Consider the following 16,613-nt stretch of genomic DNA (forward strand, 5'->3'; position numbering starts at 1 on the left):
GGTTTATAATGTCAGGGTTGTGATAAGTAATTTCTTGTGTAATATTTAGAAAAGGTTTGTTTGTTTTATTTTTTTTGTTTTTATATTTAATTTTTTTTGTTGTGGTATATGCAGTCGTGCGGCAAGTAACAGGATGTATTAAATAAAATCAAGCGTTACCCATAATAATTTGTCACGTGGGTCATATTGAGCACAGTGATTAGATGTAACCGGGTACATGCTGAACCCGGCATTCGTTCAAGGCATAAACCGATAGCCGATCCCGGTTTCGGTAAGAAAATGGCGTGGGCGAGCCGGATCCAGCTCCAGTTTCTGGCGCAGATGGCCCATATAGATACGTAAGTAATGGCTGTGTTCAACGGCATTCGGTCCCCACACCTGATTCAATAACTGGCGTTGGGTCAGCACTTTTCCGGCATTATTGAGTAGTATGGCCAGCAGGCGAAACTCAATTGGCGTCAGATGAACCTCCTCATCCCCGCGATGAACCAGACGCGCGGCAATATCCACCTTTACATCTGAAAATTGCACCACGGGATCAGGGGAGGGGCCAGTAGCGTGGCGCCGCAGTGCCACGCGTAAACGAGCCTGTAGCTCGCCAATGCCGAATGGCTTGCTGAGATAGTCATCGGCACCGGCATCCAGCGCGGCAATTTTATCGCTCTCTTCGCTGCGGGCTGACAGCACGATCACCGGGATGGCGCTCCACTGCCGCAGGTCGCGGATAAAATCAATGCCGTCACCGTCCGGAAGACCGAGGTCGAGAATGATGAGATCGGGTTTTCGTGTGGCGGCTTCCAACAGACCACGTTGCAGCGTTTCCGCTTCATACACACGCAGGCCATCCGCTTCCAGCGCGGTGCGCAGAAAGCGACGAATGGCTTGTTCATCTTCAACAATCAGTACGTTTGTCACATATCCTCATGAAAATCTTCAAGTTCAGGGGGCGCTTCCTGCGGCAGTGTAACACGGAAACACGCCCCTCCCTGCGGACGATTATGAGCAGAAATCGTGCCACCGTGCACGTCGACAATCGCCTGACAGATTGCCAGCCCCAGCCCAACACCTGGTACCGATGATTCTTTGTTTCCACGGGAAAACTTGTCGAAAATACGTTGTTCCAGGCCGGCAGGAATACCGGGCCCATTGTCCCAAACATCCAGCAGCAGATGCTCGCCGTCGACCTGGGCGTCGATACCGATTTGCGCCTGCGGACCTGCGTATTTGACGGCATTTTCCAGCAGATTGATCAGCACCCGCTCAAAGAGTGGCCCATCAACGTGTACCAGCGTCAACGGCTCCGGAAGTGACAGGTTAATGGGTGTTGCCAGCCCGGGCTCCAACATTTGCAGGGCGCTGCCTACCACCTCTTCCAGCGTTAGCCACTCTTTCTTAAGATTAAAGCCGCCAGACTGGATTCGCGCCATATCCAGCAGATTATTGACCAGTCTGGTGGTGTTAAGCACGTGCTGGCGGATCTCGCTGGCCTGGCGAGCGTGTGGTGAACCTTCACTTGCCAGATCCAACGTTAATATCTCCGCCTGACCGAACAGCACCGTCAGCGGCGTGCGTAAATCGTGGGACAGGGCGGCGAGCAGTGCATTGCGAATACTTTCTCGCTCGCTGGCAAAGCGGGCCTGCTCTTCACTGGCCGTCAGAGTCAGGCGCTCCAGCGCACTGGCCACCAGTAGGGTGAAGGTTTCCAGCAGGCGTTGCTGTTCCGGGATCATCAGCTGACGCAGGTTTCCTGGCTCCACCACCAGTAGCCCATAGGTTTTATCGGCGCTTTTTAACGGTAAAATTTGATAGGGAACGCCTGGTAATGTGTCGGTGCCGGCACCGGCCATCTGCCCCTTGTCAAAACTCCACTGGGCAATGGCGTCATCCCACGGTGTCATACCCTGCTGATGCGTCAGGGGAACCAACTTCCCGTTTTCGTCAGGCAATAACACCCGGCTACGGGCCTGAAACGTCGAGGCAATAAACTGTTCGCTGGTAGCCGCGATATCCTGCCGGCTGCGCCCTACAGCCAGTGCTTTCGACATCTCATACAGGTGCCGCGTTCGTTGCTCACGATAGCGTGCAACCCTGGCCTGATAACGCACCCCCGCGGTCAGATTACCGATAACCAAACCGACCGTTAACATCACGGCAAAGGTCAGCAGGTACTGGACGTCAGATACGGCAAGCGTGCCGCGTGGAGCAATAAAGAAGAGATCAAAGCTGGCGACGTTGATAAACGTGGCCACCACCGACGGCCAGCGCCCGTAGAACAGGGCGATCACCACCACGCCCAGTAGATAGAGCATCACCAGGTTGGCTGCGTCAAATGCGACCAGCCACTGCATGGCAATCAATGTGGTAACAGCACACAATGCAGCGGCGACCACGCAACCCTGGATTTGTACCCGCCATTTATCCTTAAAGGTGCGGTTATCCGTGGTTTGTAATGTCTGACGAGAAGGGGGATCGTCCAGTGCGACAATCATCAGGTCGAGGTCTGGTGCGCGATGAGCCAGCTTGTCTGCAAAGGAATCGCTGCGCCACCAACGACGGGTTGTCGGACGCCCGAGCACAATTTTCCCCAGGTTGTGTTCCCGGGCATAACGGACAACGGCTTTGTCTTCGGCAGGGTCGGAGAGAGTGGCGGTTTCCGCCCCCAGTTCCTGCGCCAGTCGCAGCGCGCTTAAGATTGCCCGCCGCTGTTTTTCGGGTAGCCGGTGTAGTGCCGGTGTTTCAACATAGACCGCATGCCAGACGCTGCCGAGACGTGCCGCCAGGCGTGCAGCGGCTCGCACCAGTTTCTCGCTGCCGGTGTTGTGTCCAATACACAGTAAAATGGCATCGCGGGTATGCCAGACTTTTTCTTCTCCTGGGCGTCCCCGCCAGGCACGCATCTGATCGTCTACCCGATCGGCGGTGCGGCGCAGGGCCAGTTCACGCAGCGCTATCAAATTACCTTTGCGGAAGAAATGCTCGATAGCACGCTCTGCCTGACCGGCAATATAGACCTTGCCTTCGTTCAGGCGCTGACGCAAATCGTCGGGGGGGAGATCGACCAGGACCACATCGTCAGCGGCATCGAAAAACGGGTCAGGAACGGTTTCGCGCACCTGAATACCGGTGACGCCGCTGACCACATCATTCAGACTTTCCAGATGCTGAACGTTAACGGTGGTAAAAACATCAATCCCGGCTTCCAGCAGTTCTTCAATATCTTGCCAGCGCCGGGGGTGGCGTGATCCTGGCGCATTGCTGTGCGCCAGTTCGTCCATCAAAATCAGCGGCGGGCGGCGGGCGAGGGCGGCATCAAGATCGAACTCGCTGATATGCCGTCCACGGTGTGCCTGACGTTTCAGCGGTAGCACGGTGAGACCGTCCAGCAGTGCGGCGGTCTCCTTGCGCCCGTGGGTTTCCACCACACCAATCAGCACATCCAACCCCTGCGATCGTAGCCGTTGTGCCTCAGCCAGCATGGCCCAGGTTTTCCCTACGCCCGCACAAGCGCCAAAGAAAATTTTCAGTTTTCCCCGGTGCGGCGCGATGGTCTGCTCCAGCAGGCGATCGGGGTTGGGGCGTAGGGGTTCGCTATGCATGTCCTTTTTCTCAGTGCTTATCCAGCGCTAAATTAAGTTCCACGAGGTTCACTACCGGCTGGCCGATGAAACTGACCAGCGGCTTTTGTGTATAGTGTGCAACCAACTGCGTAACCTCTTCAACGCTGAGGTTGCGGGCTTGCGCCACGCGGGGAATTTGCCAGGTGACCGCATCAGGTGTCAGGTTATTGTCCAGACCGCTGGCTGACGCGGTGACCAGTTCCACGGGCACAACAGGGCTAGCCTGTGGGTTAGCAGCACGCAGTGCGGCAATTCGGCTTTGTAGCTGCTTATCCAGCTCCGGGTTGCTCGCTGCCAGGTTGCTGCCACCCGAAGCCATTGGATTATAGGGTACTTCTGCCGTTGCCGACGGGCGTCCATGAAAATAACCCGCGGCGGTAAAATTTTGCCCGATCAGTTCAGAACCGCGAATTATCTGACCCTCACGCAGAAGTGACCCGTTAGCCTGGTGGGGGAACCACCACTGCCCCAGCGCGGTGGTCAGCAGCGGATAAACACCGCCGGTGATAAGCATCAGGAAAATCAATGTTGATAATGCAGGACGTAATCCACTCATCTGAAACCTCACACCAGACCCAGCAGGGTCAGCAGTAAATCAATCACTTTGATACCAATAAACGGCACAACCAGGCCGCCCAGACCGTAGATCCACAGATTGCGGCGCAGCATGGCGGAAGCGGATAACGGCTTATAGCTCACCCCCTTCAGCGCCAGTGGGATCAGGAACACAATCACCAACGCATTGAAGATGACGGCGCTCAGGATCGCAGAATCCGGCGAATGCAGTCGCATGACGTTCAGTGCGTTAAGCTGCGGGTAAGTTGCGGCGAACGCAGCCGGGATGATGGCGAAATATTTCGCCACGTCGTTGGCGATACTAAAGGTGGTCAGCGATCCGCGCGTCATCAGCATCTGTTTACCAATGTGCACCACTTCAATCAGCTTGGTGGGGTTAGAGTCGAGATCCACCATGTTGCCCGCTTCCTTAGCGGCCTGGGTCCCGGAGTTCATCGCGACCGCGACATCGGCCTGCGCCAGTGCCGGGGCGTCGTTGGTTCCGTCACCCGTCATCGCCACCAATCGACCTTCCGCCTGATACTGACGGATCAGTGCCAGCTTGGCTTCCGGTGTCGCTTCGGCTAAAAAGTCATCCACTCCCGCCTCTGCGGCGATTGCTGCAGCAGTCAGGCGGTTGTCGCCCGTGATCATCACCGTTTTGATGCCCATTTTGCGCAGCTGAGCAAAACGTTCTTTAATCCCACCTTTGACAATATCTTTCAGGGCTATCACACCCAGCACCCGCGAACCTTCAGCAACGACCAGCGGCGTCGCGCCAAGGCGAGCAACGTTTTCGACTTTCTGCTCTACATCGGCAGGGAAGTGGCCGCCGTTGGCTTCGACGTGACGACGAATAGCATCTACGGAGCCTTTGCGGATCATCCGGTTGTCGATGTTGATACCGCTCATCCGACTCTGCGCGGTAAACGGCACAAAGGTGGCATGGAGCGACTGTACGTCACGAATACGCAGGTTAAAGCGCTGTTTAGCCAGGACAACGATGCTGCGACCTTCCGGCGTTTCGTCGGCCAGTGATGAAAGCTGTGCCGCGTCGGCCAGTGTTTTTTCGTCCACGCCCTGGGCGGGCAGAAAATCAGAGGCCTGGCGGTTACCCAGCGTGATGGTGCCGGTTTTATCCAACAGCAGGACATCGACGTCGCCAGCCGCTTCTACCGCACGTCCGCTGGTGGCGATAACGTTCGCACCCAGCATGCGGCTCATCCCGGCGACGCCAATCGCGGAGAGCAGCCCACCGATCGTGGTGGGGATCAGACAGACCAGCAGGGCGACAAGTACCGTGATGCTGACCGCACTGCCGCCCCAGGCAGAGAACGGCCACAGTGTGGCGGTTGCCAACAGAAAGACGATAGTCAGCGCAATCAGTAGGATCGTCAGCGCGATTTCATTTGGCGTTTTACGTCGCTGTGCGCCTTCGACCATGGCAATCATTCGATCGAGAAATGTTTCTCCGGGATTGACGCTACACTCTATCACCAGCCAGTCCGAGAGAATGCGTGTCCCGCCAGTGACGGAGGCAAAATCGCCGCCGGATTCACGGATTACTGGCGCGGATTCCCCGGTAATGGCGCTTTCATCCACCGAGGCACCACCTTCGATAACTTCGCCGTCACAAGGGATAATATCGCCAGCTTCCACTAGCACGATATCTCCTTTGCGTAACTCCTCGGCTGGCACGTGATCCATTTGCGCGCCATATTTGGGTTCACGAAGTTTACGGGCAAAGGCGGTTTTTTTGACCCCTTTCAGGCTGTTGGCCTGCGCTTTACTACGCCCTTCAGCCAGCGCTTCCGCAAAGTTAGCGAACAGAACGGTCACCCACAGCCAGAGGCTTATCGCGCCGGTAAACACTGGGTTACCTGACATATGGCCTGTCGCCATCGCTACCGTTAACAGGGTGGTCAACAGACTGCCCAGCCAGACGATAAACATCACCGGGTTACGCCACTGAGTATGTGGACTTAATTTTTTCACTGCGTCCATTAGCGCTTGTGCGACCAGAGAAGGTTCGAACAGCGCCAGTTGCTTGCGACTCATAGTCATGTGCTCCGCATCACTCAACGTAAAGAGAGGTATTCTGCTACCGGGCCAAGCGCCAGCGCAGGAACAAAGGTGAGGGCGCCAACCAGCAACACCGTACCGATCAACAATCCAACAAACAGCGCACCGTGGGTAGGTAGCGTGCCGGGACTTGCGGGCTGACTCTTTTTACCGACAAGTGAACCGGCAATCGCCATCACCGGGATAATGACGCCGAAGCGGCCGAAGAACATGCACGCGGCCAGCAGGCTGTTCCAGAATGGACTGTTGGCACTTAATCCGGCAAAAGCGCTGCCGTTGTTATTGGCGGCAGACGAGACTGCGTACAGCACCTCGCTAAAACCATGCGGCCCAGGATTGAGCATGGCGCTACGCCCGGCATCGCTCATCATGGCTATCGCTGTCCCAAGCAGCACCAACGCAGGGGTAACCAGAATCGCCAGCGCGGTCATTTTCATTTCGCGGACATCGATTTTTTTACCCAGATACTCCGGAGTGCGGCCAATCATCAGTCCGGCAATAAAGACCGCCAGCAGCACGAACAACAGCATGCCGTACAACCCTGACCCCACACCGCCGAACACCACTTCGCCAATCTGCATCAACCACATCGGTACCATGCCGCCCAGCGCAGTGAAGGAGTCGTGCATAGCAATAACTGCGCCACAGGATGCGGCCGTCGTGACGACCGCAAACAGACTACTGACCAGCACGCCAAAGCGGCTCTCTTTACCTTCCATGTTGATATTGCTATCTGCGCCAAACGCCATCAGATGCGGGTTACCTTGCACCTCGGCCCACATTACAACCGCCACACAAACAACAAAAATGAGCGACATAGCCCATAGCAAGGTGCGTCCCTGTCGACGATCGCCCACGACGTCGCCAAAGGCGAAACACAGCGCCGTGGGAATTAAGAAGATCGCCCACATCTGTACCATGTTGGTCAGTGCGGTTGGGTTTTCAAACGGATGTGAGGAGTTGGCATTAAAAAAGCCGCCACCGTTGGTACCGAGCATCTTAATGGCCTCTTGTGAGGCGACAGGCCCCATCGGCAGCAGTTGTTTTGCCCCTTCAAGCGTGGTGATCGCCTGATAAGGCAGCAGGTTTTGCAGCGTACCTTGCTGGATGAAAAACAGCGCGATGAGTAGAGAAATCGGCAGTAATATCCACAGCGTAATGCGGACCAGATCCACCCAGGCATTCCCCAGCGTGTTCATACTTTGGCGCGTAAAGGCGCGAGTCAGGGCAAAGATCACTGCAATACCTGTCGCCGCAGACAGGAAATTCTGCACGGTCAGGCCGGCCATTTGGCTGAAGTAGCTTAAAGTGGTTTCGCCTGCATAGGACTGCCAGTTGGTGTTGGTCACAAAACTAACAGCGGTATTGAGCGCGAGATCCCACGAAAGCCCCGGCAACTGTTGCGGATTGAGCGGCAGCAGGTTTTGTGCCATCAACATCGCAAACAGTATCAGCAGACCGAGGATATTCAGTGCGAGGATCGCCAGCAAATAGTGCAGCCAGGTCATTTCCTGCTGTGAAATACCCAGCCCACGCCACAGCACACGCTCAACGCCTGCAAGGCCGGGTAAGGAGGTGTTGTTGATAAGACGCGCCAGCCCAAAGCCCAGCGGCCTGGCGATAACAAACAGCACCAGCAGGAAACTGGCGATAAGTAAAAATCCTTGCGCTGCCATCAGAACGCCTCCGCATTAATCAAGGCATACACCAGATAACCCAGTAACAAAAAGACCAGCACAATGCCGGTTATCACGCCTGCACTCACAGTGCACCTCCAGTGGCATAAATGTGATAACCAGAGCGTAGGTTTTTGGTTGCAAAGATTTCGCAAAAATCTGCGGGCGGGGTGTAAAAAAAGTATAAAAATGGCAAAGACCATTATTTAACTAATGATTAGTATTAATTTAACTTTTATGTAACTTACTTACGAATTTAGGTTAAACGGAGCATCAATAGATAAAAATAAGTGGTCGGATGAGTAGCAAAATTACACACAAGGCGGTATTATTTTCATCAGTTAACCAAGTTTATTTTTCCGGTGCGATTCACCGAACAGATATATGGGAGAGGATTATGGACTTTTATAAAGAATATCCAGCACACATTGTTTTCTTGCGCCGTACCTTTGCCGTAGTGGCTGGTGTTCTGGCGCTGCCGGTCATGCTGTTCTGGAAAGACCGTGCCCGTTTTTACAGCTACCTGCATCGCGTCTGGTCGAAAACCAGTGATAAGCCGGTGTGGATGGAGCAGGCTGAAAAAGCCACCTGCGATTTCTACTAAGTTACCGTTCAGGCTCAAAAAAACCGCCAACAGCAATGTGGCGGTTTTTTTATACGTCGCAGTCTACACTTACCTGTGTAACGGATAAGGAGTGGCGATGAGCAAGAGAATTTCTGTTGGTATCCGCGCCTGTCTGACCACAGAAGCGAACGATAAATTTCTGTTTGACGAGAATACGCTGGTACGTATTTATGCCTTGCATGAATTGCACCGACTGCGCCAGAGCGGATTATCACGTGGTGCATTGATTGATTTTCACACCCGTTACAAGCTGGTGCTACTGGCACATTCCCAACCGGAGTATCGTGAGCTCGGCCCTTTTGTTGCCGCAATCCACGAATGGGCAAGCCTCGATGCTTTTTATACGGAGTACCGTTTGCGGTTGATTCATCTGCTGTTTAATAACGCGACCCGACGCAACCATACTAATGTCCTGATGCATGTGCAGGGTTATTTTCGTAACCAGCTCAATCTGCATCAACGTCAGGAACTGACCTCAATAATCGATAACTATCGACGTGAGATGCAGCCGCTGCTTGCGCCATTGATGCTCCTCCAACACTATATGACGGAACACCCGAACAGCTGGTTGTCCGGGCAACGTTACTTTGAACTCTGGCCTGCGATTCTGCGTTTACACGGCAAAGCTTAATTTTTATTCGGGAGTTTTATGACCACTCATCTGGTCTGGTTTCGGCGAGATTTACGTCTGCATGACAATCTTGCGCTGGCAGCGGCATGTCGGGATCGTTCTGCACGGGTATTGGCGTTATATATTGCCACGCCGGCACAGTGGAAAGCGCATGATATGTCACCGCGTCAGGCGGCGTTTGTCGGCAAGCAGTTGAATGCGCTGCAAACGGCGCTGGCAGAAAAAGGCATCCCGCTGCTGGTTTATGACGTTGAGGATTTCACAGCCAGCGTAGAGATAGTCAAAAATGTCTGCGCACAGCATGACGTTAGCCGACTGTTTTATAACTATCAGTACGAAATCAACGAACGCCAGCGCGATGCTCAGGTAGAAAAATCATTACCCCAGGTGGTGTGTGAGGGCTTTGACGATAGCGTAATCCTGGCGCCGGGCGCGGTAATGACCGGGAATCATGAGATGTATAAAGTCTTTACACCGTTTAAAAATGCCTGGCTGAAGCGGTTAAAAGACAGTATCCCAGAGTGTGTTGCGGCACCAAAAGCCCGCGAAAGCGGCGCAATTCCCTCCCCATCAACGCCAGTTACGCTCAACTATCCGCAGCAGGATTTTGATGTGGCGCTTTTCCCGGTAGAAGAAAAATCGGTTATCGCGCAATTACGTCAGTTTTGCCAGCAGGGCGCGGCGGAATACGAGCAACAACGTGATTTTCCGGCATACGAAGGTACCAGTCGGTTGTCGGCAAGCCTTGCCACCGGCGGGTTATCGCCGCGCCAGTGTCTGCACCGTTTGTTAGTCGAGCAGCCTCAGGCGCTAGAGGGAGGCGCCGGGAGCGTTTGGTTAAACGAGCTCATCTGGCGCGAATTTTACCGCCATCTACTGACGTATTACCCCGCGCTGTGTCGGCATCAACCCTTTATTCGCTGGACCGATCGTGTGCAATGGCAAAATAACGTGACGCATTTTCAGGCCTGGCAGACGGGGAATACCGGGTATCCAATCGTCGATGCGGCGATGCGCCAGCTTAACGGCACAGGGTGGATGCACAATCGTTTACGCATGATCGCGGCGAGTTTTTTGGTGAAAGACCTGCTGATCGACTGGCGAAAAGGTGAGCAGTATTTCATGTCACAACTGATCGACGGCGATCTGGCGGCGAATAATGGTGGCTGGCAGTGGGCAGCTTCTACCGGAACGGATGCTGCGCCGTATTTCCGTATTTTTAATCCCACCACGCAGGGGGAGAAATTCGACCGTGACGGTGATTTTATCCGCCAATGGGTACCGGAATTACGCGATGTACCGGGAAAAGCCGTTCATGAACCGTGGACGTGGGCGGAAAAAATGCAGGTGACACTCAATTATCCTCGTCCGATTGTTGATCATAAGCAGGCAAGGTTAACCACGCTGGCTGCCTATGAGGCAGCGCGTAAGGCGTGAGGGTAGAAGATTTCTGTGTAATGCCTTCCAGCAGAATGAATATGTTGCAGTCGTACATATTTAGCGCTGAAGGGGGCGCGCAAGTCTGCTAATGGCTGGATGTGCGGGGTGCTCCCCGGGCAGTAAAGTTCCGTTATCTTCTTTTCAGGTGACGGAACACGATGATAACGCCGACGACTTCCACACCGCATGATGCGGTATTTAAAACGTTTTTATACCATCCCGAAACTGCGCGGGATTTCCTCGACATACATCTTCCTGCTTCTTTGCGAACACTTTGCGATTTGGATACGCTGAAGTTAGAGTCCGAGAGCTTTATTGAAGCAGATTTGCGTTCCCGCTACTCCGATGTGCTCTGGTCGCTGCGCACACGCGACGGCGATGGCTATGTCTATGTCGTAATCGAGCACCAAAGTTCAGCCGATCCGCATATGGCTTTTCGTCTGCTGCGTTATGCGATAGCAGCCATGCAGCGCCATCTGGATGCCGGGCACAAGGAACTGCCGATGGTAATACCGATGCTGTTTTATCATGGCTGTCGAAGCCCGTACCCGTATTCACTATGCTGGTTGGATGCGTTCGCCGATCCTGTGGCGGCCCGGCAACTTTATGCCAACACATTTCCGCTGGTGGATATCACGGTGGTGCCGGATGACGAAATCATGGCGCACAGGCGAATGGCGTTGTTGGAACTGATGCAAAAGCATATCCGCCAGCGGGATTTGATAGGGTTGGTAGAACAGCTGGCCTCACTGATCCTTACTGGATGTGCTAATGACACGCAACTCCAGGCGATGTTTAATTACATTCTGCAATCCGGTGATGAATCTCGCTTCAATGAGTTTTTGCAAGAGATGGCGCAACGGATCCCCCAACATAAGGAGAGGCTGATGACTATTGCAGAACGGTTAAGGTTAGATGGATTACAGGAAGGATTACAACAAGGGTTACAACAAGGTAAACACGAAGCCGCTTTGCGTATAGCGCAAACTATGCTGGCGCAGGGAATAGATCGCGAAATGGTGTTACTGGTTACAGGTCTGTCTGAAGAGGATTTAGCGGCAAAGAATTCGTAACCTGCGGATAAATAACGGGCCCGAGTGATATTACATCGTCGGGCCCGTAAACTCAGGACTCTACCGCGAGAGGACGGTTTTTAAATTTGAGTGATTGATATAACCAAATCAACAGCACCAGCGCCACACAGGCCAGCGCGCCCCAGGTAATTTCGCTAAAGACATCAATATAGGCGTTGATGGAATAGTTGATGGCACCGGAAGCATCAAACGCACCCTGTGATGTCTGGTCAGCAATCACACCCGCCAGGTAGTTGGCAATGGCCCCGGAAAGCAGCATATAGATGCCGGTTAGTACGCCGGTTACCCCTGGGATCTCAATGCGAGTAATTTGTGACATGGCGACCGGGTCGATAAACAGCTCGGCGAAACCCATAACTGCCAGCCCTAAAACCATCAACGGCATAGAGGAGTGCCCATATGCGGCGGACCAGCGGGCGCTTAAGGTCAGAATACAGAAACCAGCACTCATTAACCCCAGACCGAGAGCAAACTTACCCCAGATACGAACGGTACGATTGCCACTCACGCTTTCTTTGACCACCCAGGCCAGCACGATGCCGCACAACATGACGGCGAAGGCGTTTACTGACTGGAACATGGCAGTTGGGACTGAATATCCCATCACGTCGCGATTAACAAAGCGGTCGATGTACAAGCTGATGGAACTACCACCCTGCTGTGCAAAGGCCCAGAACAACAAGCTGAAGAAGGTCAGGGTTACGATCAGACCCAGTTCTTTACGCTGTTTCTGCGTTTGCGCCTGACGGTAGATTTTTGCCAGAACCGCCAAACCAATGACAGTGGCGACAATCAGCGCGTACACGGACCACTCTTTCCAGAACAGGACGGTAATTAAAAGTGGTGCGGCGACCAGCAGAACCAGCAGCCAGGCCCAGTTCGGCAGAATGAACGATTTGGCACACAGCACGGCTTTGTTGACGCCGGTGGTGTGAGCAAAATGACGATTCCCGCATAAGAAAATGACCAGCCCGGCCAGCATACCGATAGCGGCCAGCGCAAAGCCCATTGCCCAACTGTACTCTTCCTGCACATAGCCGCAGGCGATAGGGGCAATAATTGAACCAATGTTACCGGCGGCATAGAGCAGAGAGAATCCTCCGTCACGGCGCGGATCTTCCGGTTTATACAATTCACCCAGCAGGTAACTGATGTTGGATTTAAACAAACCGTAGCCACAGACAATAATGGCCAGAGATAAGTAGAGAAACGCCGGAGCCATTTCACTGGCGCCCAGGACCAGATGTCCCACTGCCATCAAAAATGCGCCAATCATTACCGCCATACGGTTACCGAGCACTTTATCCGCCAGATATCCCCCGAGAATCGGCGTGACATACACCAGCGAACAGTAAGCACTGAACAGTTCATACGCGTGATTATCGTTGTACTTAAGCTGGTTAGTGAGATACAGGATCAGCAGTGCACGCATGCCATAAAAACTGAAGTATTCCCAAATTTGCAGCGCGACGACGTAATAAATTGCGCGCGGCTGAGATGCTTGTTTATTCATTATTTTCTCGAAGTAAATGCCTCACGACGGAAGGAACGTGCCGTGTGAGTGTGTTTCCTTAAAGTTGTAACTTTGATACAGATCTGATTATTTTTGCAATATGCTGTCTGATTGCATAAATATACATGAATACGATCTCATGGTGGTAAGCAATTTACGTTTACAGGCCGCGTGATTGTTTCTTGATGTGTCAGCGAAATGGCTATCGACGAACGTAGGTGAGGACGCTATTTTAACTGAGGCTGTGTTGCTGATTGAGCAGGCAGAATTTATGACAACGAGGACGATGATGAAAAACACCGAGCTGGAACAACTGATTAATGACAAGCTGAACAGCGCAGCCACAAGCGACTATGCACCGAATGGTTTGCAGGTTGAGGGCAAAGAAACGGTGCAAAAAATCGTGACCGGCGTAACCGCAAGCCAGGCACTACTGGATGAAGCTGTTCGCCTTGGGGCCGATGCGGTCATCGTTCATCATGGTTATTTCTGGAAGGGCGAATCTCCGGTGATTCGCGGCATGAAGCGCCGACGTCTGAAAACGCTGCTGGAAAATGATATCAACCTGTATGGCTGGCATCTGCCGTTGGATGCCCACCCCGAACTGGGGAATAACGCGCAGCTGGCCGCGCTGTTGGGCATCACTGTGATGGGGGAAATAGAGCCTCTGGTACCGTGGGGGGAACTCTCCATGCCCGTTCCGGGGCTGGAACTGGCATCCTGGATTGAAGCGCGTCTGGGACGTAAACCGTTATGGTGCGGCGATACCGGGCCTGAAAACGTTCAGCGTGTTGCCTGGTGTACGGGGGGCGGTCAAAGTTTCATTGATAGTGCGGCCCGCTTTGGTGTTGATGCCTTCATTACCGGGGAAGTTTCTGAACAAACCATTCACTCTGCCCGCGAGCAGGGACTGCATTTCTATGCTGCCGGTCACCATGCTACCGAACGCGGTGGTATTCGTGCATTGAGCGAATGGCTGAATGAAAATACCGATCTGGATGTGACGTTCATCGACATCCCTAACCCAGCCTAATAAAGAGGGACGAAAGTGCAGCGAGCGCGTTGTTATCTGTTAGGTGAAACTGCGGTGGTTCTGGAGCTGGAACCGCCGATTACGCTGGCAACTCAGAAACGCATCTGGCGTCTGGCTCAGCGTCTGGCTGATGCTCCGAATGTACTTGAGGCCATCCCGGGGATGAACAATATCACGGTGATCCTGAATTCCCCGCAGACGCTGGCGCTGGATGCAATTGAACGCCTGCAAAGTTGGTGGGAAGAGAGCGAGGCGATGGAGCCGGATTCGCGTTTTGTCGAAATCCCCGTTATCTATGGCGGCGAATATGGGCCCGATCTGGCCGAAGTTGCCCGGCACAGTGGTTTGAGCGACAAGCAGGTCGTTGAATTGCATGCGTCAGTTGATTATGTCGTCTGGTTTTTAGGGTTTCAGCCGGGATTTCCCTATCTTGGGAGCTTACCTGAACCATTGCATACGCCAAGACGAGCTGAACCGCGCTTACTTGTTCCGGCAGGTTCGGTGGGGATCGGCGGTTCACAAACCGGTATCTACCCGATTGCAACACCCGGCGGGTGGCAACTGATAGGACGTACCGCCGTTAAGCTTTTTGATCCGCAGCGCGAGGAGCCGATCCTGTTACGGGCTGGAGATACTGTACGTTTTGTCCCGCAGAAGGAGGGCGTATGTTAAACATCATTCGTGCTGGCCTGTACACCTCCGTACAGGATGGGGGGCGTCATGGCTTTCGTCAGTCAGGGGTAAGCCACTGCGGCGCGTTGGACAAACCGGCATTGAACGTTGCTAATCTGCTGGTAGGAAATGATGCGAATGCTGCCGCGCTGGAAGTCACGTTAGGTCAGCTGGTGGTGGAGTTTGAAGCGGATGGTTGGTTTGCCTTGACCGGCGCGGGATGCGAAGCGCATTTGGATCGTACTCCGGTATGGAGCGGTTGGCGGTTGCCAGTTAAAGCCGGACAACGCCTGTCATTAAAACACCCGCATCATGGTATGCGCAGTTACCTGGCGGTGGCAGGCGGTATTGATGTTCCCGACGTTATGGGATCGCGCAGTACCGATTTGAAAGTCGGTATTGGCGGGTTTGAAGGGCGTTTGTTACGCGATGGCGATAAGTTGGCGATTGGCGTATCAACACGACAATTCAATGGCCCACAAGGGGTAAAACAGTTGATGTGGGGCAACCACATTCGTGCGTTACCTGGACCCGAATATCAGGAATTTGACGAGGCATCGCAGGCATCGTTCTGGCGCTCGCCGTGGCGACTGAGCCCACAGAGTAACCGTATGGGGTATCGTCTGCAGGGGCAGCCACTGACACGCACGACAGACCGCGAGATGTTGTCACACGGTTTGCTCCCCGGCGTGGTACAGGTCCCGCATAACGGGCAGCCAATTGTACTGATGAACGATGCCCAGACCACGGGCGGATATCCGCGTATCGCCTGTATCATCGAGGCGGATATGTATCACCTTGCGCAAATCCCTCTTGGACAACCGATTCACTTTGTTCAGTGCTCGCTGGAAGAGGCGTTGAAGGCACGTCACGATCAGCAGCGCTATCTGGAACAGTTAACATGGCGACTTAACGATGAAAATTGATTTGAATGCAGATCTCGGTGAAGGCTGTGCGAACGACGCGACACTTCTTCAACTGGTGTCATCGGCCAATATCGCCTGTGGATTTCATGCCGGGGACGCACAAACCATGCTGGTAAGTGTGCGGGAAGCGCTGAAAAACGGCGTGGCTGTGGGGGCACACCCAGGCTTTCCGGACCGGGGAAATTTTGGTCGGAGTGCTATGAATCTGCCTGCCGAAACGGTTTATGCACAAACGCTGTATCAAATTGGTGCCCTGTCTGTCATCACCCGGGCAGAAGGGGGCGTGATGCGCCACGTGAAACCGCACGGCATGCTCTATAACCAGGCCGCAAAAGATCCTGTGCTGGCCGATGCGATAGCCAGAGCGGTTTATGCCTGCGATCCGTCATTGATACTGGTAGGGCTTGCGGGGAGCGAATTGATCCGTGCCGGTGAACATTATGGTCTGGAGACGCGTCAGGAGGTTTTTGCAGATCGGGGGTATCAGGCTGATGGTAGTCTGGTTCCGCGTAGTCAGCCAGGTGCACTGATCGAAGACGAAGAGCAGGCGCTGGCGCAAACGTTAGAAATGGTGCAGTCCGGGAGAGTAAAAAGTCAGAGTGGAACATGGGCAAGCGTAACCGCGCAGACGGTATGCATTCACGGGGATGGTGAGCACGCACTCGCTTTTGCCCGTCGTTTGCGCAGCGCGTTCAGTGCCTGCAATATTCAAATTAGCGCATAAGTATTTTTAATACAAAACAATAATA

Annotated in this window: 15 protein-coding genes; 8 read left to right on the forward strand and 7 right to left on the reverse strand. The window is 53.7% G+C overall.

What is annotated here, in order from left to right; translation table 11 throughout:
• Positions 1 to 237: 237 nt before the first annotated feature.
• Genes kdpE through kdpF form a run of 6 tightly spaced genes read right to left on the reverse strand, consistent with a single transcriptional unit; the run spans position 238 to position 8,019 of the window.
• Positions 238 to 915, reverse strand: a complete 678-nt coding sequence (kdpE, locus tag NNN64_RS17525) for a two-component system response regulator KdpE (protein WP_271442195.1) — start codon at positions 913 to 915, stop codon at positions 238 to 240.
• Positions 912 to 3,596 (reverse strand): two-component system sensor histidine kinase KdpD, encoded by a 2,685-nt coding sequence (kdpD, locus tag NNN64_RS17530; protein ID WP_271442196.1) that lies wholly within the window; start codon positions 3,594 to 3,596, stop codon positions 912 to 914. The genes kdpE and kdpD overlap by 4 nt, the downstream gene beginning before the upstream one ends.
• Before the next feature lie 10 nt (positions 3,597 to 3,606).
• Entirely contained in the window at positions 3,607 to 4,173 is a 567-nt protein-coding gene (gene kdpC, locus NNN64_RS17535; protein WP_271442197.1) for a potassium-transporting ATPase subunit KdpC, read from the reverse strand.
• Between the two features lie 8 nt (positions 4,174 to 4,181).
• Positions 4,182 to 6,230: a potassium-transporting ATPase subunit KdpB gene (gene kdpB, locus NNN64_RS17540; RefSeq protein ID WP_271442198.1), complete on the reverse strand. Its 2,049-nt coding sequence runs from the start codon at positions 6,228 to 6,230 to the stop codon at positions 4,182 to 4,184.
• 20 nt (positions 6,231 to 6,250) lie between these two features.
• Positions 6,251 to 7,930 (reverse strand): potassium-transporting ATPase subunit KdpA, encoded by a 1,680-nt coding sequence (kdpA, locus tag NNN64_RS17545; protein WP_271442199.1) that lies wholly within the window; start codon positions 7,928 to 7,930, stop codon positions 6,251 to 6,253.
• Positions 7,930 to 8,019, reverse strand: coding sequence for a K(+)-transporting ATPase subunit F (gene kdpF / locus NNN64_RS17550; protein WP_001670793.1), 90 nt, complete (start codon positions 8,017 to 8,019; stop codon positions 7,930 to 7,932). The genes kdpA and kdpF overlap by 1 nt, the downstream gene beginning before the upstream one ends.
• A 308-nt stretch (positions 8,020 to 8,327) precedes the next feature.
• On the opposite strand from kdpF, the gene NNN64_RS17555 reads away from it, so the two are divergent.
• From NNN64_RS17555 to NNN64_RS17570, 4 genes are all read left to right on the forward strand, one after another.
• Positions 8,328 to 8,534 (forward strand): YbfA family protein, encoded by a 207-nt coding sequence (locus NNN64_RS17555; protein ID WP_003022870.1) that lies wholly within the window; start codon positions 8,328 to 8,330, stop codon positions 8,532 to 8,534.
• A 97-nt stretch (positions 8,535 to 8,631) separates the two neighbouring features.
• Entirely contained in the window at positions 8,632 to 9,186 is a 555-nt protein-coding gene (locus tag NNN64_RS17560) for a DUF1722 domain-containing protein (RefSeq protein WP_271442200.1), read from the forward strand.
• 18 nt (positions 9,187 to 9,204) lie between these two features.
• Positions 9,205 to 10,623 carry a deoxyribodipyrimidine photo-lyase gene (phrB, locus tag NNN64_RS17565; protein WP_271442201.1) on the forward strand — a complete coding sequence of 473 codons (1,419 nt, stop codon included), beginning with the start codon at positions 9,205 to 9,207 and terminating at the stop codon, positions 10,621 to 10,623.
• A gap of 161 nt (positions 10,624 to 10,784) precedes the next feature.
• Complete coding sequence (locus NNN64_RS17570; RefSeq protein ID WP_271442202.1) at positions 10,785 to 11,699, forward strand: Rpn family recombination-promoting nuclease/putative transposase; 915 nt, start codon at positions 10,785 to 10,787, stop codon at positions 11,697 to 11,699.
• A gap of 52 nt (positions 11,700 to 11,751) precedes the next feature.
• Here NNN64_RS17570 and dtpD read toward each other — a convergent pair whose 3' ends face one another.
• Positions 11,752 to 13,233, reverse strand: a complete 1,482-nt coding sequence (gene dtpD, locus NNN64_RS17575) for a dipeptide permease DtpD (RefSeq protein ID WP_271442203.1) — start codon at positions 13,231 to 13,233, stop codon at positions 11,752 to 11,754.
• A gap of 289 nt (positions 13,234 to 13,522) precedes the next feature.
• Between dtpD and ybgI the strand changes: the two genes are divergently transcribed.
• From ybgI to pxpA, 4 genes are read left to right on the forward strand one after another with little or no spacing between them, the layout of a single operon-like run.
• Positions 13,523 to 14,266, forward strand: a complete 744-nt coding sequence (ybgI, locus tag NNN64_RS17580; RefSeq protein ID WP_271442219.1) for a radiation resistance protein YbgI — start codon at positions 13,523 to 13,525, stop codon at positions 14,264 to 14,266.
• Between the two features lie 15 nt (positions 14,267 to 14,281).
• Positions 14,282 to 14,938, forward strand: a complete 657-nt coding sequence (pxpB, locus tag NNN64_RS17585; RefSeq protein WP_271442204.1) for a 5-oxoprolinase subunit PxpB — start codon at positions 14,282 to 14,284, stop codon at positions 14,936 to 14,938.
• The gene (pxpC, locus tag NNN64_RS17590; RefSeq protein WP_271442205.1) at positions 14,932 to 15,864 is read left to right on the forward strand and encodes a 5-oxoprolinase subunit PxpC; all 933 of its coding nucleotides are present in this window, start codon (positions 14,932 to 14,934) and stop codon (positions 15,862 to 15,864) included. Before pxpB ends, pxpC begins: the two co-directional genes overlap by 7 nt.
• Positions 15,854 to 16,588 (forward strand): 5-oxoprolinase subunit PxpA, encoded by a 735-nt coding sequence (gene pxpA, locus NNN64_RS17595; RefSeq protein WP_271442206.1) that lies wholly within the window; start codon positions 15,854 to 15,856, stop codon positions 16,586 to 16,588. The genes pxpC and pxpA overlap by 11 nt, the downstream gene beginning before the upstream one ends.
• The last annotated feature ends 25 nt before the right edge of the window (positions 16,589 to 16,613 follow it).

Source organism: Citrobacter sp. Igbk 14, from assembly GCF_028069825.1.
Classification (GTDB): domain Bacteria; phylum Pseudomonadota; class Gammaproteobacteria; order Enterobacterales; family Enterobacteriaceae; genus Citrobacter.

Excerpts from the sequence above, each read along its gene's own strand:
- kdpC (WP_271442197.1), bottom strand. The coding sequence starts at position 4,173 with ATGAGTGGATTACGTCCTGCATTATCAACATTGATTTTCCTGATGCTT.
- phrB (WP_271442201.1), top strand. The coding sequence starts at position 9,205 with ATGACCACTCATCTGGTCTGGTTTCGGCGAGATTTACGTCTGCATGAC.
- kdpD (WP_271442196.1), bottom strand. The coding sequence starts at position 3,596 with ATGCATAGCGAACCCCTACGCCCCAACCCCGATCGCCTGCTGGAGCAG.
- ybgI (WP_271442219.1), top strand. The coding sequence starts at position 13,523 with ATGAAAAACACCGAGCTGGAACAACTGATTAATGACAAGCTGAACAGC.
- kdpB (WP_271442198.1), bottom strand. The coding sequence starts at position 6,230 with ATGAGTCGCAAGCAACTGGCGCTGTTCGAACCTTCTCTGGTCGCACAA.
- dtpD (WP_271442203.1), bottom strand. The coding sequence starts at position 13,233 with ATGAATAAACAAGCATCTCAGCCGCGCGCAATTTATTACGTCGTCGCG.
- NNN64_RS17555 (WP_003022870.1), top strand. The coding sequence starts at position 8,328 with ATGGACTTTTATAAAGAATATCCAGCACACATTGTTTTCTTGCGCCGT.
- NNN64_RS17570 (WP_271442202.1), top strand. The coding sequence starts at position 10,785 with ATGATAACGCCGACGACTTCCACACCGCATGATGCGGTATTTAAAACG.
- pxpC (WP_271442205.1), top strand. The coding sequence starts at position 14,932 with ATGTTAAACATCATTCGTGCTGGCCTGTACACCTCCGTACAGGATGGG.
- kdpA (WP_271442199.1), bottom strand. The coding sequence starts at position 7,930 with ATGGCAGCGCAAGGATTTTTACTTATCGCCAGTTTCCTGCTGGTGCTG.
- pxpA (WP_271442206.1), top strand. The coding sequence starts at position 15,854 with ATGAAAATTGATTTGAATGCAGATCTCGGTGAAGGCTGTGCGAACGAC.
- NNN64_RS17560 (WP_271442200.1), top strand. The coding sequence starts at position 8,632 with ATGAGCAAGAGAATTTCTGTTGGTATCCGCGCCTGTCTGACCACAGAA.